A 22,549-nucleotide genomic window follows, 5' to 3' on the forward strand; every position below is an offset into this window, starting at 1 on the left:
ATACTAGGGTTTGTACGGATGCAGGAGGAAAACACCCGCACAAGCTCCACGTTGTTTGAATTAGATAATTGTTATAGCCCTTGCTCTTTCGCCATTTTGATTGCGATTTGCGGTGCATTCCAAAGTGACGGCAACAGAATCAGCGAAACCGGAACCGCGGTAATCACAATGAAAGATTGCAGTGCAGAGATGCCGCCAGAGCCAAGCGAAATCAGGATCAGAGCTGTCACGCCCATCATCACGCCCCAGAAGGTACGGATGATCGCATTCGGCTCCGTTTCACCACTGATCACAACACTGATGGTGTAGGTCATTGAGTCGCCCGTCGTGACAATGAAGATCGTGGTTAAAATCAGAAATAGAATCGACGTCAGCATTGGCATTGGCAATTGCTGAGTCACCGCAAGCAAAGCACCTGGCAAATTGAAGCCTTCAAACGCCGCACTCACACTGCCCGGTTCAGCAATTTCAAACGCGAGGCCAGAGCCGCCAACAATCGTGAACCAAAAACAGGTGGTTAGCGGAGCCACAACACTGATGGTGGAAATAACTTGGCGGATAGTGCGACCACGAGAGATACGTGCAATGAAGATCGCCATCATCGGACCGTAACCAAGGAACCAGCCCCAGAAAAATACTGTCCACCAGCTTAACCAACCTTCGTCACCACGGTAGGTCGCCATTGGGATAAAGTTATCCAGCATGCTCCCTACACCTTGAATGTATCCATTAAAGATAAAATTCGTCGGGCCAAAAAACAGGATGTAAACCATCAACGCCATGGCCAGAATCACGTTATAACGACTAAGCAGTTGCATGCCTCGGCTTAATCCACTGAGCGCAGACAAGGTGTAGAGCGCAATCGCAAATAAAATGATGATGAGCTGAGTGGTAAAGCCATCAGGTATATCAAACAGTGCATTTAACGCATAGCTAACCTGCAAACCGAGAAACCCAATTGGGCCGATGGTGCCCGCGGCTACCGCGATAATGCAGCACGCGTCAATCAATGCACCGAGCTGGCCTTTAAGCGCTCGTTCGCCCAACACTGGGTAAAGTAAAATACGTGGTTTTAGTGGCAAACCTTTGTCGTAATGCAGGTGCATCACCACGATGGAAGTTAAGCTACCTACAATCGCCCAAGCCAGAAAGCCCCAGTGCATAAAGGATTGCGACAATGCATTCACCGCGCCTTGCTGCGGATTATCTTGCGCGCCGTACAAAGGTGGTGGGCTAACATAGTGTGCGATAGGCTCAGCCGCAGCCCAAAAAACGCCACCACCAGCCAGTAAGGTACAGAAAATAATCGCCATCCAGCGGAAAGAATCCATTTCTGGTTTCGCAATCCCGCCCAACATCACCTTGCCTGTTCGCCCTGCAGCCAAGCCAAGACCAATAAGAAAAGTGAGAAGCAGCAGTAACTGCCAGTAAGGACCAAACACTTGCACTGACCAGCCAAATCCGGCGTTAACGATCGTAGATAATAGTTCGCCATCATAAAGTGCAATAGCAACGAATAGCGCAATAAAGCCACCGCTGTACCAAAGTACAGGATTATTCAGACCTAATTTATCAGTGGTGCTATTCACGGTTGATGTGTTGTGTGTTGCTTGTGCCTCGCCTGATGACACGCTCATCGTGGAAGCTTTCATGCTATCGGTTAAATCAGACATACTCTGACTCCAGAGGTTCTTTGCAGCTGCCAAAGACTGGCTACAAAATGTGAGTTTTACGCCTGCCGTATTGTTGTTATGTGGGCAGGCGGTTCCTAATTTGGGGAATGCTATGAAATAGGCTCTAATCCTTCTTTAAGGAAGTTGAACCAGTTTTCACCCAATATTTTTCCTGCCTCAGATTCACTGAATCCGTGACGCATTAATCCGTTGTAGATGTTCTCCATCCCTGCACTGCCACAGAACCATGGCAGCGCATCTGGCCAGCCCGAGTTACTTGCTGAACCTTCGCCGTAATCCATCGCTTTTGACCAACGACCGTTGCGCATCCACTCCAACACTTGTTGCGGCTGGTTTAGGCACAGATCGCTACCGATACCTAAATGGTCAACGCCAAACATGTCTGCGGTTTTCGCAACCATCTGGCAGAAATCATCCAAGGAGCATTGGCTACCATTTGGCAAATGGAACGGGTATAAACTGAATCCAATTAAACCACCGCGCTCCGTCAGCGCTTTGATCACGGTGTTGGACTTGTTGCGCAGTGCATCATGCGCAAACGTCGGGTTGGCATGACTGATACAAATTGGACGCGAAGAAAGGTCGATAGCTTCCAGCGTTGAACGCTCGGCACTGTGGGACATATCAATGATCATCCCGACTCGGTTCATCTCTTCAATCGCTTGCTTACCGAAGCGAGTCACGCCGGAATCATTTTGTTCGTAACAACCTGTCGCCAGTAAACTTTGGTTGTTGTAGGTCAGTTGCATGATCAGCAGGCCTTGGCGGCGCATCACTTCAATCAGGCCAATTTCATCATCAATCGGTGAGCAATTTTGCGCGCCGAAGAAGATGCCGACTTTGCCTTCAGCTTTGGCTTTTTCTACATCTGCCATTGAGTAGATAGGCATGATGAGATCTGCATTTTGCTCGAAGCGTAAGTTCCACTCAGCAAAACGCGTTAAGGTTTCGCGAGCAGTTTCGTGGTAGACGATGGTGGCATGAACGGCGGTAATGCCACTTGCCTTAAGCGTTTGGAAGTACTCTCGATCCCAATTGCAGTACTGCAATCCGTCAATCACAATCCGTTGTTGGTACATAACCACTCCTTAAACAATTTCTTTGCCTTTCAGTGCGGGTAGCTGACACCATCAGCTACCCAACTGTTATTAGTAAGGGCGCTGATAAGCGGTTTTCACCACGGTGTAGAACTCTTTGGCGTACTGACCTTGCTCACGAGGACCAAAGCTAGATTCTTTACGGCCGCCAAATGGAACGTGGTAATCCGTGCCCGCTGTTGGCAGGTTAACCATGACGCAGCCCGTTTGGACTTGTTGCTTGAAGATCGCGCTGTTACGCAGGCTTTGCGTGATAATGCCGCCTGTCAGGCCAAAGCGCGTATCGTTCGCCACGGAAATCGCCTCATCCAGATCAGACACTCGAATCACGCTCGCCATTGGTGCAAAGACTTCTTCTTGGTTCACTTCCCAGCTGTTTTGTGTGTTCAAGAACAAGGTTGGTGACATGTAGTAACCGTCATGCTCTAGGCTCAGACGCTCACCACCGAAAGCCAGCTCTGCGCCCGCTTGGCGTGCTTTTTCAATCCACTCAAAGTTCGCATTCAGTTGGTTACCATCCACCACTGGGCCCATGAACACGCCATCCTCAAGTGCGTGACCCACTTTCAGCTCACTCATGCGTTTGATTAGCGCTTCGACATACGCGTCGTGAATACCATCCATCACCACAAGACGAGACGACGCGGTACATTTTTGACCCGCACCCGAGAATGAGCCTGCGATTGTTGCTTCGACCGCAATTTGAATATCTGCATCATCTGCCACTACGAGCGCGTTTTTACTGCCCATTTCTAGCTGACAACGCACAAAGTTTGGTGCCGTTGCCGCCGCTACTTTACGGCCTGTGTCCACAGAACCAGTGAAGCTCACGCCGTTCACATCTTTCGAATTGATAAGGGTATTACCAACTTGCGAACCGCTACCCAAAACGAGGTTAAACGTGCCAGCAGGTAAACCTTGGCGATGGATAATCTCAGTCAGTGCAACGGCACTCGCTGGAGTTAGGTTGGCAGGCTTCCAGACGACACTATTGCCAAACGCAAGTGCTGGCGCGATTTTCCAAGCCGCTGTTGCTGTTGGGAAGTTCCAAGGAGAGATAATGGCGATAACGCCGACGGCTTCGCGAGTAACTTCAACGGAGACACCTGGACGGACGGAAGCAGCGTTATCGCCAATTTGACGCAGTACCTCAGCAGCAAAGTATTGGAAGAATTGGCCAGCACGGTAAATCTCACCTCGACCTTCAGCAAATGGCTTACCTTCCTCACGCGACAGCAAGGTGCCCAGTTCGTCACAGCGGGCAATGAGCTCATCACCAATCGCTTGCAGCACTGCTTGTTTGCGCTCGATTGGTGTTTTTTCCCACTCTGGCTGCGCTGATTTAGCCGCTTGAATCGCTTGCTCTACTTGCGACACACTCGCTTGAGCGAAATCGCCAATGTTTTCGCTGATATCAGAAGGGTTTATATTGGCGATGGCGTCCATGCCCGATTGCCATTCACCCGCGATGTAGAGGGATTTTTCTGCTTGAACATTGTTAATAAAAGTCATGGTTCTTTCCTTGTTCTTCCGATTTGTGATGGCAAGCCACCCACTCACTGATCTCTAATTATTCTTGTTGGGATTTATTCTGGTTGGCTTGCCGACGCGTAGACGACGAACTCCACCAGCATTTCTTCTCGTGCTAAACCTGCAACCACCATGGCGGCGCGGTTTGGATACGGCGCTTCAAAATATTCCGCGTAAATTTGGTTAACGGTCTTTAAGTATTCTCTGTCGGTCACGTAAATCAGGACCTGCAACACCGAGTCCAAAGACTCCCCCGCGCACTCCAGGGTGTGAATGAGATTGTTAAAGGTTTGACGTGTTTGTGCTTCGATGCCACCTTCAACAACCGCGCCCGTGTCATCAATAGGAATTTGTGCCGTATACAAAGTTCCATTGTTAACAATTGCCCATTCGAGCGGCGCTTTAGAAGCAAACAGACTGGTTTTTACTGGGTGTTTTTTAGTAGGAGTATTCACGTGCCTTTCAACCTTTGTAACAGATTTGTTTCAATATGGTTAAATGATGCACATTGACAGGCGATAAATCTAACGGTAAATTTTTTACATTTGATAAATTAAATTTATCACCTCATTGAAAATAACGTAAATAAAGGGATTAAGAGGCATTAGGGATGAGTATTAAGCTTCAACAATTAATGCATTTTGTGATGGTAGTCGAGGAAGGTGGGTTTCGAGCCGCTTCACATCGTGCAAATCGATCTCAGGCTGCACTCTCCACGTCGATAAAAGAGCTAGAGAAAATGCTGGGACAAATGCTGTTTGAACCCGGAAACAAAACCAAGTTAACTCCCTTTGGTGAAATTTGTTTGCCCAAGGTGGTTCAGTTTCTCAATATCTACAGTGCACTAGACAACGATCTCAAAGCTGCCGCGGCCGGACAGCAAGGGAGAGTGCGAATTGCGAGCGTTCCTTCTGTAGCAGCTAAACTTATCCCAAGCGTGTTGGGGGCCTTTTGTGAACAGTATCCGAATGTGGAAGTGAGCTTGATCGACGATAACGCGGCAGGTGTCGAGGCTCGTCTACTCTCTGGTGAAGTCGACTTGGCGCTTGGTAACCCTTCTCACCTTGATGAGGGCGGTATTGACTTTAAGCCGCTGTTGTCCGACCCCATTGGTGTGGTGTGTTTAAAGGATAACCCTATTGCAAGTCACTCCGAGGGAATCGAGTGGCAAACCTTGCTCGAACAACCTTTTATTCGCAACGGCACCTGTACGCTTCTCGATCCAACTCCAGCCAGAGCACTGAGTGAGCAAGCGCTCTATTCGGTGGAAAACATCACTTCGCTGTTTTCTGTCTTAGAGCTTGGGATTGGTGTCACCACCTTACCTAAACTCGCCTTCCCAACCAATGAAACACGCTTGGTTTGGATCCCGCTTATCGATCCACCGCTTGAAAGGCAAATTGGTATCTTTACGTTGACCGACCGCACGATCTCGCCTCAAGCCAAGGCATTTCATGATTTGTGTGTGCACTACTTACGTTATGAATAAGTGACGTTATGAGAAAGAGAGTTAACGTTGATTCTTCATCAAGATAGGACGCTTGTAGCCCACATACAAAAACACCACTCCATCAGTTGGAGTGGTGTTCGTATAAACTGTTTATTTGTCAGTGTTCTAACTATAGATTCGGCGAGCGTTTTGGTAGAAATACTTCACCCAACATGCAACGTACGCTACCACCGCCGATATTCTCGATCGTCTGCACATTGAACGGCATTAAGCGACCGTGGCTAGAAAGCTGTGCTCGCTGCGCAGGAGAGAACGCATCAAACGCGGATTGAGACATCGCAATCACCTTTTCACCATTCACAGTTTCAAGCTGAAGGATATTGCCGCAGAACTGGTTCATCTGTTCCAGTGAAATCGAAATCACCTGTTTATCTTTGGCTAAAGATTTAATGACAAAACGACGCTCGAATTCAGGGATCACTTCATCGCAAATCACACAGAAACCTTCACCGACAGCCATCATCACATTGGTATGATAAATCGGTTTGCCAGAAGGCAGCGCCGTTTGGAACGATACCACGCGCTCATAACCGATGCGCTCAGCATAATCTTCCAGCACTTCTCGGTCACAACGCTGAGACAGCGCCGCATAAATGGTGCGGTTAATGTGGTCCATTACCATCACGCCTGTACTTTCTAAGTGTGCGTCAATGTCTAAATAAGACAACATCGAATCCACAGACGCCACTTCACGCCCAGCCATTTCTAAAGCACTGCACAATGCTGCTGGTTTCACTTCATGCTGGCGGTTAGTACACGCCATGGGGAAAGTAAATAGCTCGCCCTCAACTGTGGTGCTAAACCAGTTATTCGGGAACACCGCATCGGGGGTTTCTATGTCACCCAGTGGATAGTCGAACACCACAACCTGCACGCCTGCGTGACGAAGCTGGTCGACCATCGTATTAAACTCTTGCATCGCTAGCTCGCGAATATGCTCTGTGGTGTCGTTCACTTTATGCTGAAATTCATTGTCTTTTGCAGTTTCGGCATTAAAAGCAAATTCTTTTGGTGGCACCATTACTACGCAGTTCGCGTTTTGAAGCGTTTTTTGTTTTTTTTCTGGTAATGCTTGCTGTTTCAACATCGTGACAAACTCACTTTTTCTCACTCATTGCTGCAAATTGTAGACATAATGTTAAATGAATAATCACTGAAATAACCTACAATTAGCGTCTTTGATCAGTAAATATTACTGCTTTTTATTTTTATAGCAGCAATATTTATTGTCACGAAAACTAAACAGCGGAGTTGTCTGAATAATATGCAAAGCTACTGATATTCTACTGGTTACATTTTGATTACCAAAAGTATACCATTGGCTTTCCCCCTCCCATTGATGGATTTATGCGCTCGTAGTAGAGACATTCCTTTGTCTTTTGCGCGTTTAGGAAACATGTATGTTTAAGAAATTTGAAGGATTTACTAACCCCTTCCCGGATCAAGAGCCTACACAACCACCCAGTGGCATTTTTGCATTCTGCCGCTATTACACACGTGGTTATGAAGTGCCACTTATCATTATGTCGATCATGTCGACCATTGTTGCCATCGTCGAAGTGTCGCTGTTTGGCGCCATGGGTAACTTGGTCGATTGGCTATCCAACAGCAACCCAGAAACCTTCTGGCAAGAAAACAGCGGCCAACTGATTTTTTATGGGGTGTTACTGGTTGTTGTCATGCCGATTTTGGTTGTGGGCTATTCACTGCTTGTCCACCAGACACTGCTTGGCAACTACCCAATGTCGATTCGTTGGCTGGCGCACCGCTATCTACTAAAGCAAAGTATCAACTTTTATCAGGATGACTTTGCAGGCCGAGTCGCCACCAAAGTGATGCAAACCTCGCTCGCGGTACGTGAAACGGTGATGAAAACCATGGATGTGTTTGTTTACGTGTCCGTCTACTTCACCTCAATGGTTGTGCTACTTGCTCAAGCCGATATCCGCCTGATGATCCCAATGCTTATCTGGCTGGCTTGCTATATTGGCATTCAGGCTTATTGCGTACCTAAGCTCAAGCGCGTCGCGTCAGAGCAGGCGGATGCTCGCTCGACCATGACAGGCCGCATCGTAGACAGCTACACCAACATCGCAACCGTTAAACTCTTCTCGCACAGTAAACGCGAAACTGAATACGCAGAAAAAGGCATGCGTGGGTTCCTAGATACTGTGTATCGCCAAATGCGCTTAGTGACTGGTTTCGACGTTGCGGTTGAAATCACCAACTACATTTTGGTGTTCTCGATTGGCGCAATGTCTGTTTACTTATGGATGGACAACTCCATCAGCGTGGGTGCGATTGCGATCGCGATTGCCCTTGCGCTGCGCATCAACGGCATGTCGATGTGGATCATGTGGGAAGTCGGTGCCCTGTTTGAAAACATGGGTACCGTGGTTGATGGTATGAAAACTCTATCGAAGCCTGTCGATATCCAAGATAAGCCGAATGCAAAAGACCTTGTCGTGAGTGAAGGTGGTATCGAGTTTGATAACGTCAGCTTCCACTACGGCGACAAAACCAAAGGCGTGATCAGCGATTTGAACTTACACATCAAACCGGGTGAGAAAGTCGGTTTAGTGGGCCGTTCTGGCGCGGGTAAATCGACGCTGGTGAACTTGTTGCTGCGTTTCCATGATGTAGAAAGCGGCAAAATCAAGATTGACGGTCAGGTGATTTCGGACGTCACACAAGATTCCCTGCGCGCGAAGATTGGTATGGTGACGCAAGATACGTCACTGCTGCACCGTTCGATTCGCGACAACATTCTTTACGGCAATCCGGACGCAACAGAGGAAGATTTACTGCGCGCGACCAAACAAGCTCACGCCCATGAGTTTATCGAAACGCTGAGCGACCCATTTGGTAACACAGGCTATGATGCCCAAGTGGGTGAGCGCGGGGTGAAACTCTCGGGTGGTCAACGTCAACGTATCGCGATTTCCCGCGTTCTATTGAAAGATGCGCCATTACTGATTCTGGATGAAGCCACCTCGGCACTGGATTCAGAAGTGGAAGCAGCAATTCAAGAAAGTTTGAACGAGCTAATGCAAGGGAAAACGGTGATCGCGATTGCACACCGCCTATCAACCATCGCCGCGATGGATCGCCTAATCGTGCTAGATAAAGGTGAAGTGGTGGAACAAGGCACGCACCAAGAGCTGATCAAGAGCGACGGTATCTATGCCCAGCTTTGGGCACACCAGACGGGTGGCTTTATCGGTGAAGATGCGAAAATAGCTTAAAAGTTTACTTTATTAAAATATAAGTAAACTAATGAATGGCGACAAACTGGCCATAGCCGATTAAAAACGGGGTTCGCTGACAGTTTTCGCTATTCATTTTCATGTGGATTTAGCTAAACCGCTTACATCAGGTAATCAAAGGAAAGCGAACATACGTTCTAGCTTGTTCATTTTTTTGTGACTCTGAATACACTACATTACCAATATATAGCGACCATGCATCATACATGTGGCTCACGAATTTATGCCGCAATATATGTAGCTTGTCCACTAAGAAAGTGTTTAGGCAAAGCACTTTTTACACATTCCCACTCTGCATAGATTTGTTTTCCCAAAAAGCTTAGCTATCCTTCAGCATCATCAAATGTGTGAGCAAGTTGTAAATAGTCACGCCACCAGTTCTACTCTCTACGAACGATGCCATACGCTTGAATGAAAGTTATCCAGTTCATTGGATTATTAAGGTACTTTCTAGCCAACAAGCTAATATATAAAGTCCTATCAAGCTTCACTGAACTTAGCTCTTCTAGTATGGATGATATAATATAAGTTGTAAGCACAGTCTAAAACAGAGACTCAATGCAACAATTCAACTGTTAAAAAAATTTATAGCATATTTTAGATACTGGCATACATAATGACGCGAATTATCGTGGAAAATTTACTGAGCGACAATATAATGTAGCGATTAAGATTTTAACTCTGGTGTGCCTTAAAAATGTTTGAAAACAACTACCTTTCCCCAATTCGAAATTACTGGTTTGTCCGCTCGGGGCAAGACGGCGGTGAATTCTTCGAACATTTTAATAACAGTTCTGTAATCGCTATTGGTCACGCTGACGAAACTCCGTTCAACTTTACAAATGGACATATACTTACAGACAAAAATAAAGATGAAATTATTAACGCAGTTAAAGTCTATCTCCGTAATCGACGGAAAAAGCCAAGCGTAGTGGGTAATATTGGAGGACAGTTAACAAGGTTCCTGAAAGAGATTAAAAAAGACGATATCATTGTTACTGTCAAAGGTGACCGTATCGTTGCAGGTAAGGTGGTTTCTGACTGTTACTACAGCAGTGAAGCTATCCATCCTCACCACTATACCGATGATGATAAGCAAGCTAGCGAACCATGCCGATATACTCTGCGCTTCAATGTAAAATGGGGGAAACGCAAAGACCGCGGTTTAGTTCCATATAACTTAGAGAAAACACTTCGCACACCTCTAACTGTCGCCCACTTAAACAAAGAAGATCAGGTTGCTGCTCTTAATCACTGGTTGTTTCCTGTCTATTATACCAATGAGCAAATACGCTGTACCCTTAAGATCGCTACTACACAACAAATTCAGAATCGACAATTAACTCGCCTTTCTTTAGCTTTAGATGAACTAGAGCTTTTGTCTGGTTACGTCAACTCTTTAGAGGATGACTTAAATAACTTAAGTATTTCGGGTTATAAGTCATTTGTACGCACAAACGAAGAGTCATACGTCTATACGCTGACTGCTCAGCACTTATTTATGTCTCCTGGTTATCAGTTCCTCCAGTTTGCTTCATTTGAAAATAATACAGCTAAAACCATTCTTTTCACTGCCGTACTTTACTCATTATTCAACCCTGATGCCGCTGCTATGGCTGAGATGCTTCCACCTGACTTACCAGTTGAAGAAGTACAACATATTACAGCATCAATAAAAAATAAGATCTCAAACTTTGACGCACTAAGAGAGAGTTTGAGTGTTGGATTGCCTGAGCCAGATCTTTCACCGTCAAACGATTCTGCCATACTGGAATCTACTGATGATGGTTTTGGTGATGGTGAAGCAATTGACGATAGCATGCTATAGTCTAGCGACTAGTATTCGCGACAGATAATGATGAACTCTTCGGAAAATCAGCAAAGTATATTTGCCAAACTTCTAGACAAAGCAGAACCAATTCATTATTTGGTTCTAAGCTTGGCGATTTTGATCGGTGGCGTTTGGGCTGCTTACACGTTCATTTCTACCTCAGAGATCGAAATGGCGCAAAAAGAATTAGCTAGAATCCAGCAAGATCAGATCCAAGTTGAAAAACAGCTTGAAGAGAAAACAATTAAATTAGAGCAGCTAAAAGAACGAATTAAAGGTGCCAACTCAAGTAACATTCAAATAAATGGACAAGTAACCGAGTTACCAAACGATAAATTTGGTCTAATAATTAATGTACTTGTCCAAAACACTGGTGAAAATAATGTAGCTATGAGTTGGACCAATTCCCCGTTAAAAGTATTTAGGATGGACTATAAGGATGGTGATAAAGTTGCATTTCGCGATGTTTACACACCTAAAATTTGGGCTCCATCTCCAAATAAAAAGAAATTTTACGAGAAACTACACTTATTCGTTGGTGTCAGGAAAGAACTTTCATTCTTTGTAGAGTTACCTAAAGAAGGTCTTTACTACATTACTTTTAAAGCAGAAACTGACGAAACAACTGCCGAAAAAGTTGATGATGCTGGCCACTGGTTTACTTCCAAGTACATATATGTTGAAAAAACGGAACCAGAGAAAATACAACCAATTGTTGTTGATATGGGTGACTTATTAATGAAATAAAAGGAGCCGTTAGGCTTTTTTATTCGATAAAGTGAGACTGGTAGTATTTGGGGGTGACGGCAATACGCTTTTTAAAGTGCTTTTGAAAGTGAGCCTGATCGGTAAACCCAAGCTCGTACGCCACCTGCGCTATTTCCTGCCCTGATTTGAGCATCACTTTCGCGCGTTTGATTTTTTCATCCATCAGATACGCATGTGGGGGCAAACCGTACTGGTGTTTAAAGGCGCGTAATAACTGGTATCGGCTCATTCCTACTTCTTGAGAAAGTGACTCTAACTCGTGGATTTGCGCGATTTCATCGAGTAATTTTTCTTTCACCCGTGTTAGCGCGGCAGAAGGCGTCCGCATGGGTTGAGTTTGTGTACATTGGCCCAACGATGCTTCGAGAAAATCGTATAGACGGCTCTGAACTTCGAGCAACGTCGACTCATTGAGAAGTGCTGAAAATAGCTGTTGATAGCGAGATTTAATCACCTCATTACGCTCCAAATCAGCACGAAACGCGCTGTAATCCATCGAGGTACGGATAGAGCTGGCATCCAATACCTCTTGCTGCCATTCTCCCATCTGCTCGGTATTGGCAAACAACATGGTGTAAGACCATGTTCCTGCTTCTGGGTTGCATGAATGAACATCTGCTGGGTTGATGGTCACAATATCGCCTGCACCAATATGATGAGAGGTATTGCGGTTTTGGTAGCTAGCACGTCCTTGCTCAATCAAGCCGAACGAAAATTCATCGTGCGAATGGGACTGGTAGCAAGCACTGCTGCGATTGGCAATGCGTAACTCTATCCAAGGCAGGATGGTACTTTGTTTAAAGCGGGCGCTTGTGTCCTTTTTCATTCCCTTAACCTTCCATGTCGCTAAATCCAAATCATGCTGACAGAGGCCATCAATGTGATCGCCATGACTTGATTAAAAGTACGCTGCTTACGCGGAGTTTCAAGAAATTTCGTGAACGCCTGTCCTAAAATCGCCCAACACCCTACGCCAATCACACACGCAATCAAAGAAACCAGCGTAAACATCCACAGCCATTTTTGCTGTTCTAATTGGCCGATGACGTATAAGCTGACGCCCGACATCGCGACCAACCAAGCTTTAGGGTTCAGTAACTGAGTCAACGAGCCTTGCCACCAGCCTGAATGCTCGGCCTTACCCACGGTGACCTTTTCCACGGGGGCTGTGAAAATTTTATAAGCCAGATAAACAAGAAAAAGACTGCCAAATACCTGTAACCCCCGCTCTAGCATTGGCAACCATTGCGAGAGCTGATGCAATAGCGCGCCAGATACATAGACGACGAAGGCATAAGCCAACGACGCTCCCATCACCAGTTTGGTTGCTTCTGCTTTGCCCTGCTGCACCGCCGTCGAAATCGCGAGAATATTGACAGGGCCAGGCGTAACGGCGCCAACCAAAGCAAACCCCATCATCGCTAGCATCACATTATTCATTGTTATCTCCTTCTCCTTGGAAGAGACAAGATAACCAAATCGGTGCACGCATTATTGTATGAAATTGCAAACGTTAGGCATAAAAAAGCCACGCATAATCGCGTGGCAAGTGCTTCATAAGGTTGGCAGTGGATTTGTCACCTTTCGCACATCAAAGAGGTTTAAAGTAAACCTCAATTAATAGGTTTCAAATACGCCCGAACTGTATTCTTTAATGGTTTGCTCAATTTCTTCCATGCTGTTCATCACGAACGGGCCATAGTGAACAACGGGTTCATCAATCGGTTCACCGATAAAAATCAACACACCGCTTGATTGGCTCGCGCTCAGGTTGACAAGTTCACCTTTGGAAAGCAGCACCATCTCACCCTGCTTGGCTTCGCGGTCGCCCACTTCAATCGCGCCTTGATACACATACAGCATCATGTTGAAACCAGCGGGCGTGGTTAGTTCAAGCGTCTGTCCCGCGTTTGAGCGCCAGTCAGCAACCGTCGCTGCAACCCCGGTTTTCGTCAACGGGCCACTGAGTTCTTCACCATTGGCGATAATTGACCCCGCCAAAACGCGTAACATACCCGCTTGCTCGGTTTGATGCTCAGTGATCATCTCCGGCTGAAAATCAAAGTACTGCGCAGGTTTCATCTTGTCGCGTGCAGGCTGGTTAATCCAGATCTGGAATCCGTGTAAATCGCCGTCTTCCATAATCGGCATTTCGCTGTGGATCACTCCTCGTCCAGCAGCCATCCACTGAGCGCCACCACTTTTCAACTCGCCAACGTTACCCATATGATCGCGATGCTGAAAATGCCCTTTCAGCATATACGTTAACGTTTCGATACCACGGTGTGGATGCGGTGGAAAGCCGCCCACATAATCTGAGCGCTGATCGGACTTAAGTTCATCCATCATCAAAAACGGCGAGAAACGAGCATTATTAAAACCAGCAACTCGCTGGATCTTCACGCCGTCACCATCAGAGGTGGCATGCGATCTGATTTGTTGAGTGATTTCACGATAGTTGCTCATAGTTCTTCTCCGTCTGACTTATGAGATAAGTCTATTACGTTGTAAGAAAAACTATGACTGGAGAGATTAGAGCCACTTATTCGAAAAATTCGAAGTAGTTTGCCGTTAACTAAGCGAAATCAAGCTCAATCGACTGCGATGTTCTCTTGCCAATATTGATAAAGTGCCGAGATATTTCCAGAGCAGAGCAACGCCATCACACCTGTTAGCTGTTCGTCTTGCCACGTCCACCAAGCCATCTCCAATAACTGCTCTATCTCTGATTGAGAAAAGCGGAACTTAATGTGCTTGGCAGGGTTGGAGCCGACGACCTCATAAGGAGCCACATCTTTGGTTACGACGGCTCGGCTGGCAATGACCGCGCCATCCCCAATTTTAACCCCGGCCATAATCATCGCTTCTGAGCCAATCCATACATCGTTACCAATAACAGTATCCCCCGCTCGCTGGAAACCATCTGCAGCGCCCGCAAAGTTCTCATTGTCTTGATAGAAGAAAGGGAAGGTTGTCACCCAGTCGGTTCGATGGCCCTGGTTTCCCGCCATCATGAAAACCGCACCAGAGCCAATCGAACAGAAACTGCCTATGATGAGTTTATCGACGTCATTTCGATCAGGGGCTAAATAGCGAGCGCAGTCATCAAAGCTGTGAGCATGGTAATAACCAGAGTAATAACTGTGGCGGCCAACGATAATGTTTGGGTTGGTGATTTGCTCAACAATAGACTTACCCGCAAAAGGAGATTCAAAATAATTCATAAGGTTAGTGACACTGTCTATATACGTTCTATTGAACACCAATCTAACATAATTTGCCCATTTCGTTTAATCGAGCGGCATCGCACTCCCCCAAACGGAGACTGGTAATCAAAGGTCATCGCGCTAATATAACGATTCCTATTATCAAGGACGTTATAACAACAATGATGCATGCTCTAGAATTCACAGACGCAGGGGTCAAATACACCCCACACACGTTCCAAGTACCGTTGGACTATTCCGATGAAAGCAAAGGCCATATAGAGGTGTTTGCGCGCGCATTGTCGCTCGTCGCTGATGGCGAAAGCACTAAGCCGTGGTTGGTGTACCTTCAAGGTGGTCCGGGATTTCCGTCACCACGTCAAAATGGCAACAATGGCTGGGTCAAACGCGTTTTGCAGCAATATCGTGTGCTGCTGCTTGATCAACGCGGCACAGGGAATAGCTCCGTCATCCATACGCAAACTCTCAGCCATTTAAGCGCTGGAGAACAGGCGGAATATCTCAGCCATTTCCGCGCGGACAACATCGTGCGCGACGCCGAATTTATCCGTCAGCAATTTAATGTCGATAAGTGGGCGATTTTAGGCCAAAGCTTTGGTGGCTTTTGTTCGTTAACCTACCTATCAATGTTCCCAGAAAGCCTGTCTCGCAGTTACATCACAGGTGGCGTGCCTTCGATTTCTCGCCATCCGGATGATGTTTATAACGCCACATTCAAGCGCACCATGGAAAAGAACCAAGCGTTCTTCCAGCAGTTTCCACAAGCACAACAAATGTGCCAAAAGATTGCTGACCACCTGTTGGAAAACGACGAATTCTTGCCGAACGGCCAACGTTTCACGGTTGAGCAATTCCAGCAAATTGGTATTAGCTTTGGCATGAGTGACACCTTCTTGCCGACGTATTACCAGCTAGAAAACGCGTTTGTGACGATTAACGGCAAGCCTCAGCTGCGCTATGAGTTTTTGAACAGCATGCTGATGCAGCAAGGTTTCCAGACCAATCCGATCTACGCCATTCTGCACGAGTCGATTTACTGCCAAGGCTTTGCTTCCAACTGGAGTGCACACCGCGTGCGCCAGATCCGTGACGAGTTCAACTACCAAAAAGGGCAGCCGTTTTACTTTACGGGTGAAATGGTTTTCCCGTGGATGTTCGATCAATACGAGTGCTTAAAACCATTGAAGCAAGCGGCACATATTCTGGCCGAGAAAGAAGACTGGGGCCCGCTCTACGACACAGAGCAACTGGCCAACAACAAAGTACCCGTCAGCTGCGCGGTTTATGCGGATGATATGTTTGTTGAAATGGATATTAGTCGCGAAACCCTAGCACAGATCCCGCACTCCAAGGCGTGGATCACCAATGAATACGAGCACAACGGCCTGCGTGCCGATGGTGAGCGTGTTCTCGATAAGCTGATTGAGATGGGTGAGCAAACCGCCGCGACGTTAGTGTAATCAATAAGCCCTCAATAAATCATTGGGGGCTTCTCTTCTCAGGTAACAGCTAAGACAGACACAATTGACCACAATGATGATTTTCTAAAATCGCATCAATCAGTTTGGTTGCCGCCAGAGAATGCTCTCGCTTATCCAATAGTGTGAGATGAAACTCTGCTTCATACTCCAGTTCTGGCACTACGATTCTCTCTAGCTCCCCCCTTTGCACCCAAATCGCCGCGTAATGGTCTGGCAAATAGCCAATAAAGTTCCCCGATAACAACAAGTGCGCCGTCGCTTCCATATTGGTGGTGCTGGCGATATGCGGCATGGCCTTGCGATGGCTAAGCGGCGTAATGTGGTGCGACAAACCGCGGTCAACCAAGGAGTATTCGCTGAGATCTTCAATAGCAATGGGTTGAGCACGAGATAAGATGGGATGGGCAGAGCTACAGTACAAGCTCTGATGCTCGCTAAATAGCGGCGTATAAACGAGCCCATCTTTATGTAGCTCGGAGGAGGTAATGCCTAGCTCTATTTTACCGTCTAGCAGCATCATCTCTATTTGCTGTGAGTCCCACACCACGGTTTCCAGCGTGACTTTGGGGTGGCGTTCGCAAAAGGTTCTGATCGCTTGCTGAATATGGCAATCAGGATTGGTCGCCAAGTTGTCCGTTAGGGCGAGTGTAATATGACCATGTGAGACTTTACGGATATTGTCGATTTGATTTTCAAAGTTGTTAATGTTCTCAAACAGGCTTTGACACAGCGCGTATACCTTTTCTCCGTCCGGCGTGAGTCTAAAACCGCGCCTTCCTCGTTGGCATAGCGTCATCCCCAGCCTGACTTCAAGGTCGTGCATACGGGTACTGATGGTCGACTGGTGCATGTTAAGTGCAAACTGCGCAGCGGAAAAGCCACCAGACTCAACAATGGTAAGGAATACTTGTAGTAGCTTTAGATCAAAATCACTCAGTTTTCGCATATTAGCCCAACAATGGTAGTACAGCTTAAAGAAGGCAAAGCACTGGTTTACCCCAATCGCATTTTGGGACCACTGACCTTTGGAATCGTGTGTTCGATGAATGTGTTTTCAGCAAAATAGTAAGGGAAAACGATCTGGCCAAACGTGATTGTATTCAAAGATACAGTGTTGCTTGTTGCGGCTAAAAATCGAGCCAATTTTACCCTTCGACTAATTATCCAAGCCAGTACCTTAGCCGTAACAAAAACCACCATTTCGACATTAACCATTCAATTAATTTGCATACAATCTCGATAACAGAAATAGCCGTTTTAAGAGCTTTTTCTCATTCTGATAACTTGTTCACATTCCTATTAGATAAACCAAACAGCGTCGTTTGCTCTATCTATCTGCGCGCAGTTTGTAACATACCAACGCGGCATAAACCTTTTAAATCAAGGCTTAACCATCTAAATACCTGTACTTACAAGCGCTGACTCCGACAAGATTAAATATGCACTCAACATCATAATTCAGGCATTACATCGAAAATCGACAAAGTATCGTCGTTCAAACCGTAATTTATCTCGATAAAAACAAAGCGCTAAATAACCACTAGAACAAAAACACAAGGTGGTAAAATGAACGCTTACCCAAGAATCAATATTCATCTAGACACAATTACCGACAACACCAAAAACATGGTTTCGGTTTGTGCCAACCATAACGTAAAACCCGCTGGCGTAACCAAACTGGCTTGCGCTTTACCTGAAGTGGCCAATGCCATTCTGGCTGGTGGAATTACATTGCTGGCAGACTCAAGGCTAAGCAACTTGAAAAAAATCAAACACCTGCGCGCTCAAACTCTATTGCTGCGTTTGCCAGCATTAAGCGAAGTTGAAGACGTGGTCGAGTTTGCAGATATCTCACTTAACTCAGAGCTGGTGACTCTTCAAGCCCTATCAAAAGCGGCACAGGCAAAAGGTAAGCGCCATCAAGTGATCGTTATGCATGATCTCGGCGACCTGCGCGAAGGCGGCTTTTTTGAAGAAGAAACCTTAGCACTCTGCCGTGAAGCCACCCATCTTCCTGGCATCGAATTGGTGGGGCTAGGCACCAACTTGGCGTGCTACGGGGGCGTCGAACCTTCCAATAGCAATCAAAGCCAATTAGTTGCCCTCGCTCGCCAAGTCGAAGCCGACAATCAGCTCACACTGCAATATGTCTCCGGTGCCAGTTCTGCGGGCTTAGGATTGATGATGCGCAGCGAACTGCCCAAAGGCGTTAACCAGCTTCGTTTGGGCGCTTCGCTGCTGATGGGAATTGGCTTAAACGACGATCCAGTACCAAACACACGCCAGGATACCTTTCAGCTTGAAGCCGAGATCATCGAAATCAAAGTTAAGCCTTCCGTTCCGACCAACTCTACCGCGCTGGATGCGTTTGGTAATAAGCCCGAGTTTGTCGATCGCGGCCTGCGTCGCCGCGCGTTATGCGCAATAGGCAAGCAGGACGTGGATATTAGTGAGCTCACTCCGGTGGATAAGAACATCATCGTCATCGGCGGCAGCAGCGATCACCTAATTCTGGACATCAATGACTGCGAACAGCCCTACGAGATCGGCACCCCAGTTAAGTTCGATTTGTCTTACGGCGCGGTTTTGCAGTGCATGACCTCTGAATACGTGCACAAACATATGATTTAGAAACCTTAATTTGCAGCCAAGTTTGGGTTGCTAAGGAAGCTCCATGTTAAAAATCAAAAAATTTCCCAACACTTTTACTATCCTCTTTTTCTTGATAGCCCTGTTTGCCATGCTGACGTACATCCTCCCAGCAGGAAAATACGTTCGTGAGATGAACTCACAGCTAGGCCGCGAAGTACCGATTCCTGGCTCTTATGAAATCATTGAAAGCACACCGCAGGGCATGTTCGATACGCTGATGGCCCCTATTTCTGGCTTTTATGACCCTGTTTCGGGCGTGATTGGCGCAATCGACGTCAGTTTGTTTGTCCTGATGGTGGGCGGTTTCCTTGGCATCGTGACCAAAACTGGCGCCATTGATACTGGCATTGCGCGCGTCATGGTCCTGCTGAAAGGACGGGAGATTTACATGATCCCGATCCTAATGGTGTTGTTTGCTCTGGGCGGAACCTCTTATGGTATGGCAGAAGAATCGCTCGCTTTTTACGGGCTGATGATCCCAATCTTTATGACCGCACGCTTCGATCCGTTAGTTGCCGTTTCGGTCATCTTCATCGGCACAGGCGTGGGCACATTGGGCTCAACCATTAACCCATTTGGTACGGTGATCGCGTCTAACGCTGCCAGCGTCGATTTTATCAGTGGTATCGAGTTACGCTTTATTATTCTTGCCGTTGCTTTGGTGGTGGCGACTGCGTATGTAATGCACTATGCGAGAAAAGTGCAGCGCGATCCAAATGCCTCACTGGTGGCTCATTTACGTAAAGATCATGAAGAACACTTCCTCGCGGGCAAACCATCCGGCGATGATCTTGCCCCGCTCACTTTTGCTCAGAAAGGCGTTCTGATCCTGTTCATTCTGACCTTTGTGATCATGATTTACGGCGTATCTGTACTGGGTTGGTGGATGGCAGAAATGGCAACGCTGTTTATCTTTATGGGGATTCTTTGTGGCTTGGTTGGCCGACTAAAAGAAGACGACTTAATCAACTCCTTTGTCGCGGGCGCAGCGGATCTGATTGGCGTTGCACTGATTGTGGGTGTCGCACGCGGGATCGTCGTGGTGATGGAAGCGGGCAATATCACCGATACCATCTTAAGTTATGCGGAAAGCTTAGTCGCCGGCAAAAGCAACGTGCTGTTTATTAACACCGTTTACTGGATTGAAATGCTGCTCTCTTTCATTGTTCCATCCACTTCAGGGTTAGCGGTAATGAGTATGCCTATCCTTGCGCCACTGAGTGACTTTGCCAATACCGGACGCGAGTTGGTGGTGACGGCGTTTATGAGCGGCATCGGAACCATCCTATTTGTCACGCCAACTTATGGTGTGTTGATGGGCGGCTTAGCCATCGCCAAAATCCCTTACATCACCTGGCTCAAGTTTATTGCGCCATTGGTTGCCTTCTTCGTCGTGCTAAATAGTATCGTCTTGTCGGTAGGCGTATCATTCTAACTACTTATTATGTGACAAGATTGAACCCTATATAAACACCAAGCCCCCAACATGATTGGGGGCTATTTCATTTAAATGGGTTGATTTAAAACTTTGAAGAAGAGCAAGCTGCCACACCTTATTGACCGAATAACGTATGGCGATCTTTGTGTAAATCGGCTAGTGTGATTGCGTACTACCTAGAAAATGTAGTTGTTGCGTTACAATAAAAAGGTCTAAGCCATGAACAAAGAGTCAAATACGTATAATCGGTTTTCATGTAAAAACTGTGGTGATAAAAACAGTTTAGACTTTGACTTCACAATGGCTTTTCAGCCCATTATTAACTGCAAAACGAATCAAATCTTTGGTTATGAAGCTTTAGTTCGGGGATTAAATAACGAGTCAGCTTTTTCTGTCATCTCTAAAGTCAATGATGATAACCGTTACCTTTTCGATCAGTTGTGTCGAGTTAAAGCCATATCCCTGGCATCTACACTGAAACTGGATTCAATGCTCAGTATCAACTTTTTTCCCAATGCGATTTACAACCCTGAGCGTTGTATTCGAACGACGCTGGATGCTGCTAGAAAATATAACTTTCCAGTTGAACAAATCATGTTTGAGTTTACCGAAGTTGAAAAGATTGAAGATAGTGAGCTTATTAAAAGCATCGTCGAATACTACAACAAATTAGGGTTCAAAACTGCCATCGATGATTTTGGTTCCGGCTATTCTGGTTTAGGTTTATTAGCCGATTTTCAAACGAATATCGTCAAATTTGACATGGGCCTTATTAGGGATATTAATGAAGATCGCGCTCGACAATCCATCATCAAAAACTGTTTAAATATGTTCAGAGAGTTAAATATCACACCGTTGGCTGAAGGTGTTGAAACTAAAGAAGAATTTATATACTTACGCGATTCTGGCATCGAATTGATGCAGGGTTATCTCTTTGCCAAACCAGGATTTGAATGTTTACCACAAGTCGATTTTAGTGAGTTAGATTCCATGGCTCAGTTAGCCTAACTTATACTTATGATGCGATCTGGCCACATGCACCAACAAAAAGGCCAGACCGTGTATCAGTCAGCATCAACTATTTCATCGAATGCAAACCGATCATATTGCCTTCCGTGTCACTGACAATTGAAATATACCCGTACTGACCGATAGAAAATTTTGAGTGTTCAACGCTTCCTTCAGCTTCGACAACGCGAGCCTCTTCGGTGGCGCAATCCTCACAAGTGAAATACACCATGGTACTATTGCCGCCCGATCGAACCCCTTCCATCTTCGCCAGTGCTCCCGTCGCGCCATACTGGTCCATTGATGAAGGAAAGCCCCACATCACAACGCCAACGTTGGCTTCATCATTAATTTTTTCTAACGTAACTTCGAACACTGCTTCGTAAAATGCTTTTGCTCGATCCATATCATCAACATAGATCTCAAACCAACAAACTGGATTCGTATTCATGTGGCCTCCTGGTTTCGTGCCGTCGCTTTAAACCTAGTCCAACACCAATAACTTGCCAGCACCATGCGCACTATTTGCACACTTTCTCACTGATAATAAAAGCGCGACCCCATCCTTTGATATGCGATAGAATGGCCATTGAATCTCTACAACACGAACCCAATTCGCCACCTTATGCTAAAGATATCGAACACCGTCACCCTGCAAGCTTGGGAAATTCAATTAACCGCGATCCGCGCACAAGGCGCTGGGGGACAGAACGTTAATAAGGTTTCTTCAGCCATACATCTTCAATTCGATGTTAAGCACTCCACATTGCCAGATATCTATAAAGAACGCGTTCTAGCGCTAAAAGATTCGAGAATATCCAAAGATGGCGTGATCACCATTAAAGCGCAGCAGTTTCGTACGCAAGAGCAGAATAAAGAAGATGCATTAAATAGGCTGGCCGATCTGATTCGCTCTGCGATGGTGGTTCAGAAAAAACGCAGAGAGACCAAACCAACCCGCGCTTCGAAAGAACGCCGCCTAAAAGGCAAAAACATCAAGTCGCAAACCAAATCGCTGCGCGGTCGTGTAAAACACTAATTCGCACA

Annotated in this window: 20 protein-coding genes; 9 read left to right on the forward strand and 11 right to left on the reverse strand. The window is 46.3% G+C overall.

Annotated features, from left to right (window positions below; translation table 11 throughout):
- Window positions 1–71: 71 nt before the first annotated feature.
- The 4 genes from VNE01S_RS03170 to VNE01S_RS03185 all read right to left on the reverse strand — a co-directional run bounded on the left by VNE01S_RS03170 (window position 72) and on the right by VNE01S_RS03185 (window position 4,776).
- Window positions 72–1,673 (reverse strand): BCCT family transporter, encoded by a 1,602-nt coding sequence (locus VNE01S_RS03170; protein ID WP_053395924.1) that lies wholly within the window; start codon window positions 1,671–1,673, stop codon window positions 72–74.
- Window positions 1,674–1,783: 110 nt separating this feature from the next.
- The gene (locus VNE01S_RS03175; protein WP_053395925.1) at window positions 1,784–2,773 is read right to left on the reverse strand and encodes a membrane dipeptidase; all 990 of its coding nucleotides are present in this window, start codon (window positions 2,771–2,773) and stop codon (window positions 1,784–1,786) included.
- Window positions 2,774–2,842: 69 nt separating this feature from the next.
- Complete coding sequence (locus VNE01S_RS03180) at window positions 2,843–4,303, reverse strand: aldehyde dehydrogenase family protein (protein ID WP_053395926.1); 1,461 nt, start codon at window positions 4,301–4,303, stop codon at window positions 2,843–2,845.
- Between the two features lie 74 nt (window positions 4,304–4,377).
- Window positions 4,378–4,776, reverse strand: a complete 399-nt coding sequence (locus VNE01S_RS03185; RefSeq protein WP_053395927.1) for a RidA family protein — start codon at window positions 4,774–4,776, stop codon at window positions 4,378–4,380.
- Between the two features lie 155 nt (window positions 4,777–4,931).
- Here VNE01S_RS03185 and VNE01S_RS03190 point away from each other — a divergent pair, with 155 nt between their 5' ends.
- Window positions 4,932–5,810, forward strand: a complete 879-nt coding sequence (locus tag VNE01S_RS03190) for a LysR family transcriptional regulator (protein WP_053395928.1) — start codon at window positions 4,932–4,934, stop codon at window positions 5,808–5,810.
- A 130-nt stretch (window positions 5,811–5,940) separates the two neighbouring features.
- Here VNE01S_RS03190 and VNE01S_RS03195 read toward each other — a convergent pair whose 3' ends face one another.
- Window positions 5,941–6,918 (reverse strand): arginine deiminase-related protein, encoded by a 978-nt coding sequence (locus tag VNE01S_RS03195; protein ID WP_053395929.1) that lies wholly within the window; start codon window positions 6,916–6,918, stop codon window positions 5,941–5,943.
- A gap of 313 nt (window positions 6,919–7,231) precedes the next feature.
- Between VNE01S_RS03195 and VNE01S_RS03200 the strand changes: the two genes are divergently transcribed.
- From VNE01S_RS03200 to VNE01S_RS03210, 3 genes are all read left to right on the forward strand, one after another.
- Window positions 7,232–9,076 carry an ABC transporter ATP-binding protein gene (locus tag VNE01S_RS03200; RefSeq protein WP_053395930.1) on the forward strand — a complete coding sequence of 615 codons (1,845 nt, stop codon included), beginning with the start codon at window positions 7,232–7,234 and terminating at the stop codon, window positions 9,074–9,076.
- 718 nt (window positions 9,077–9,794) lie between these two features.
- Complete coding sequence (locus VNE01S_RS03205; protein WP_053395931.1) at window positions 9,795–10,925, forward strand: hypothetical protein; 1,131 nt, start codon at window positions 9,795–9,797, stop codon at window positions 10,923–10,925.
- Between the two features lie 27 nt (window positions 10,926–10,952).
- On the forward strand, window positions 10,953–11,675 hold the full coding sequence (locus VNE01S_RS03210) for a PilN family protein (RefSeq protein ID WP_156309873.1): 723 nt from the start codon (window positions 10,953–10,955) through the stop codon (window positions 11,673–11,675).
- 19 nt (window positions 11,676–11,694) lie between these two features.
- Here the strand turns inward: VNE01S_RS03210 and VNE01S_RS03215 are convergent, their stop codons facing one another.
- From VNE01S_RS03215 to catB, 4 genes are all read right to left on the reverse strand, one after another.
- Window positions 11,695–12,522, reverse strand: a complete 828-nt coding sequence (locus VNE01S_RS03215; RefSeq protein WP_053395933.1) for an AraC family transcriptional regulator — start codon at window positions 12,520–12,522, stop codon at window positions 11,695–11,697.
- 20 nt (window positions 12,523–12,542) lie between these two features.
- Complete coding sequence (locus tag VNE01S_RS03220; protein ID WP_053395934.1) at window positions 12,543–13,136, reverse strand: LysE family translocator; 594 nt, start codon at window positions 13,134–13,136, stop codon at window positions 12,543–12,545.
- Window positions 13,137–13,313: 177 nt separating this feature from the next.
- On the reverse strand, window positions 13,314–14,162 hold the full coding sequence (locus VNE01S_RS03225) for a pirin family protein (RefSeq protein WP_053395935.1): 849 nt from the start codon (window positions 14,160–14,162) through the stop codon (window positions 13,314–13,316).
- 125 nt (window positions 14,163–14,287) lie between these two features.
- Window positions 14,288–14,920, reverse strand: coding sequence for a type B chloramphenicol O-acetyltransferase (gene catB / locus VNE01S_RS03230; protein WP_053395936.1), 633 nt, complete (start codon window positions 14,918–14,920; stop codon window positions 14,288–14,290).
- A gap of 167 nt (window positions 14,921–15,087) precedes the next feature.
- On the opposite strand from catB, the gene VNE01S_RS03235 reads away from it, so the two are divergent.
- Window positions 15,088–16,383, forward strand: coding sequence for an alpha/beta fold hydrolase (locus VNE01S_RS03235; RefSeq protein WP_053396140.1), 1,296 nt, complete (start codon window positions 15,088–15,090; stop codon window positions 16,381–16,383).
- A 49-nt stretch (window positions 16,384–16,432) separates the two neighbouring features.
- On the opposite strand, the gene VNE01S_RS03240 is transcribed toward VNE01S_RS03235, so the two are convergent.
- The gene (locus tag VNE01S_RS03240) at window positions 16,433–17,350 is read right to left on the reverse strand and encodes a LysR family transcriptional regulator (protein WP_053395937.1); all 918 of its coding nucleotides are present in this window, start codon (window positions 17,348–17,350) and stop codon (window positions 16,433–16,435) included.
- A gap of 620 nt (window positions 17,351–17,970) precedes the next feature.
- On the opposite strand from VNE01S_RS03240, the gene VNE01S_RS03245 reads away from it, so the two are divergent.
- The 3 genes from VNE01S_RS03245 (at window position 17,971) to VNE01S_RS03255 (ending at window position 21,502) form a co-directional block, all read left to right on the forward strand.
- Complete coding sequence (locus tag VNE01S_RS03245; protein ID WP_053395938.1) at window positions 17,971–19,035, forward strand: alanine/ornithine racemase family PLP-dependent enzyme; 1,065 nt, start codon at window positions 17,971–17,973, stop codon at window positions 19,033–19,035.
- Between the two features lie 43 nt (window positions 19,036–19,078).
- Window positions 19,079–20,491 (forward strand): YfcC family protein, encoded by a 1,413-nt coding sequence (locus VNE01S_RS03250; RefSeq protein ID WP_053395939.1) that lies wholly within the window; start codon window positions 19,079–19,081, stop codon window positions 20,489–20,491.
- 222 nt (window positions 20,492–20,713) lie between these two features.
- Complete coding sequence (locus tag VNE01S_RS03255) at window positions 20,714–21,502, forward strand: EAL domain-containing protein (RefSeq protein WP_053395940.1); 789 nt, start codon at window positions 20,714–20,716, stop codon at window positions 21,500–21,502.
- Window positions 21,503–21,572: 70 nt separating this feature from the next.
- Here VNE01S_RS03255 and VNE01S_RS03260 read toward each other — a convergent pair whose 3' ends face one another.
- Complete coding sequence (locus VNE01S_RS03260; RefSeq protein WP_053395941.1) at window positions 21,573–21,953, reverse strand: VOC family protein; 381 nt, start codon at window positions 21,951–21,953, stop codon at window positions 21,573–21,575.
- Between the two features lie 174 nt (window positions 21,954–22,127).
- Here VNE01S_RS03260 and arfB point away from each other — a divergent pair, with 174 nt between their 5' ends.
- A complete protein-coding gene (gene arfB / locus VNE01S_RS03265; RefSeq protein WP_053396141.1) occupies window positions 22,128–22,541 on the forward strand; it encodes an alternative ribosome rescue aminoacyl-tRNA hydrolase ArfB in 414 nt (137 codons plus the stop codon).
- Window positions 22,542–22,549: the final 8 nt, after the last annotated feature.

The sequence above is a fragment of the Vibrio nereis NBRC 15637 genome (assembly GCF_001591105.1).
GTDB lineage: Bacteria > Pseudomonadota > Gammaproteobacteria > Enterobacterales > Vibrionaceae > Vibrio > Vibrio nereis.

What these genes read in the sequence shown, in the direction of transcription:
- VNE01S_RS03190 (WP_053395928.1), top strand. Translation starts at nt 4,932, where the DNA reads ATGAGTATTAAGCTTCAACAATTAATGCATTTTGTGATGGTAGTCGAG.
- VNE01S_RS03215 (WP_053395933.1), bottom strand. Translation starts at nt 12,522, where the DNA reads ATGAAAAAGGACACAAGCGCCCGCTTTAAACAAAGTACCATCCTGCCT.
- VNE01S_RS03235 (WP_053396140.1), top strand. Translation starts at nt 15,088, where the DNA reads ATGCATGCTCTAGAATTCACAGACGCAGGGGTCAAATACACCCCACAC.
- arfB (WP_053396141.1), top strand. Translation starts at nt 22,128, where the DNA reads ATGCTAAAGATATCGAACACCGTCACCCTGCAAGCTTGGGAAATTCAA.
- VNE01S_RS03220 (WP_053395934.1), bottom strand. Translation starts at nt 13,136, where the DNA reads ATGAATAATGTGATGCTAGCGATGATGGGGTTTGCTTTGGTTGGCGCC.
- VNE01S_RS03180 (WP_053395926.1), bottom strand. Translation starts at nt 4,303, where the DNA reads ATGACTTTTATTAACAATGTTCAAGCAGAAAAATCCCTCTACATCGCG.
- VNE01S_RS03255 (WP_053395940.1), top strand. Translation starts at nt 20,714, where the DNA reads ATGAACAAAGAGTCAAATACGTATAATCGGTTTTCATGTAAAAACTGT.
- catB (WP_053395936.1), bottom strand. Translation starts at nt 14,920, where the DNA reads ATGAATTATTTTGAATCTCCTTTTGCGGGTAAGTCTATTGTTGAGCAA.
- VNE01S_RS03175 (WP_053395925.1), bottom strand. Translation starts at nt 2,773, where the DNA reads ATGTACCAACAACGGATTGTGATTGACGGATTGCAGTACTGCAATTGG.
- VNE01S_RS03250 (WP_053395939.1), top strand. Translation starts at nt 19,079, where the DNA reads ATGTTAAAAATCAAAAAATTTCCCAACACTTTTACTATCCTCTTTTTC.
- VNE01S_RS03210 (WP_156309873.1), top strand. Translation starts at nt 10,953, where the DNA reads ATGATGAACTCTTCGGAAAATCAGCAAAGTATATTTGCCAAACTTCTA.
- VNE01S_RS03245 (WP_053395938.1), top strand. Translation starts at nt 17,971, where the DNA reads ATGAACGCTTACCCAAGAATCAATATTCATCTAGACACAATTACCGAC.
- VNE01S_RS03170 (WP_053395924.1), bottom strand. Translation starts at nt 1,673, where the DNA reads ATGTCTGATTTAACCGATAGCATGAAAGCTTCCACGATGAGCGTGTCA.
- VNE01S_RS03205 (WP_053395931.1), top strand. Translation starts at nt 9,795, where the DNA reads ATGTTTGAAAACAACTACCTTTCCCCAATTCGAAATTACTGGTTTGTC.
- VNE01S_RS03225 (WP_053395935.1), bottom strand. Translation starts at nt 14,162, where the DNA reads ATGAGCAACTATCGTGAAATCACTCAACAAATCAGATCGCATGCCACC.
- VNE01S_RS03260 (WP_053395941.1), bottom strand. Translation starts at nt 21,953, where the DNA reads ATGAATACGAATCCAGTTTGTTGGTTTGAGATCTATGTTGATGATATG.
- VNE01S_RS03195 (WP_053395929.1), bottom strand. Translation starts at nt 6,918, where the DNA reads ATGTTGAAACAGCAAGCATTACCAGAAAAAAAACAAAAAACGCTTCAA.
- VNE01S_RS03240 (WP_053395937.1), bottom strand. Translation starts at nt 17,350, where the DNA reads ATGCGAAAACTGAGTGATTTTGATCTAAAGCTACTACAAGTATTCCTT.
- VNE01S_RS03200 (WP_053395930.1), top strand. Translation starts at nt 7,232, where the DNA reads ATGTTTAAGAAATTTGAAGGATTTACTAACCCCTTCCCGGATCAAGAG.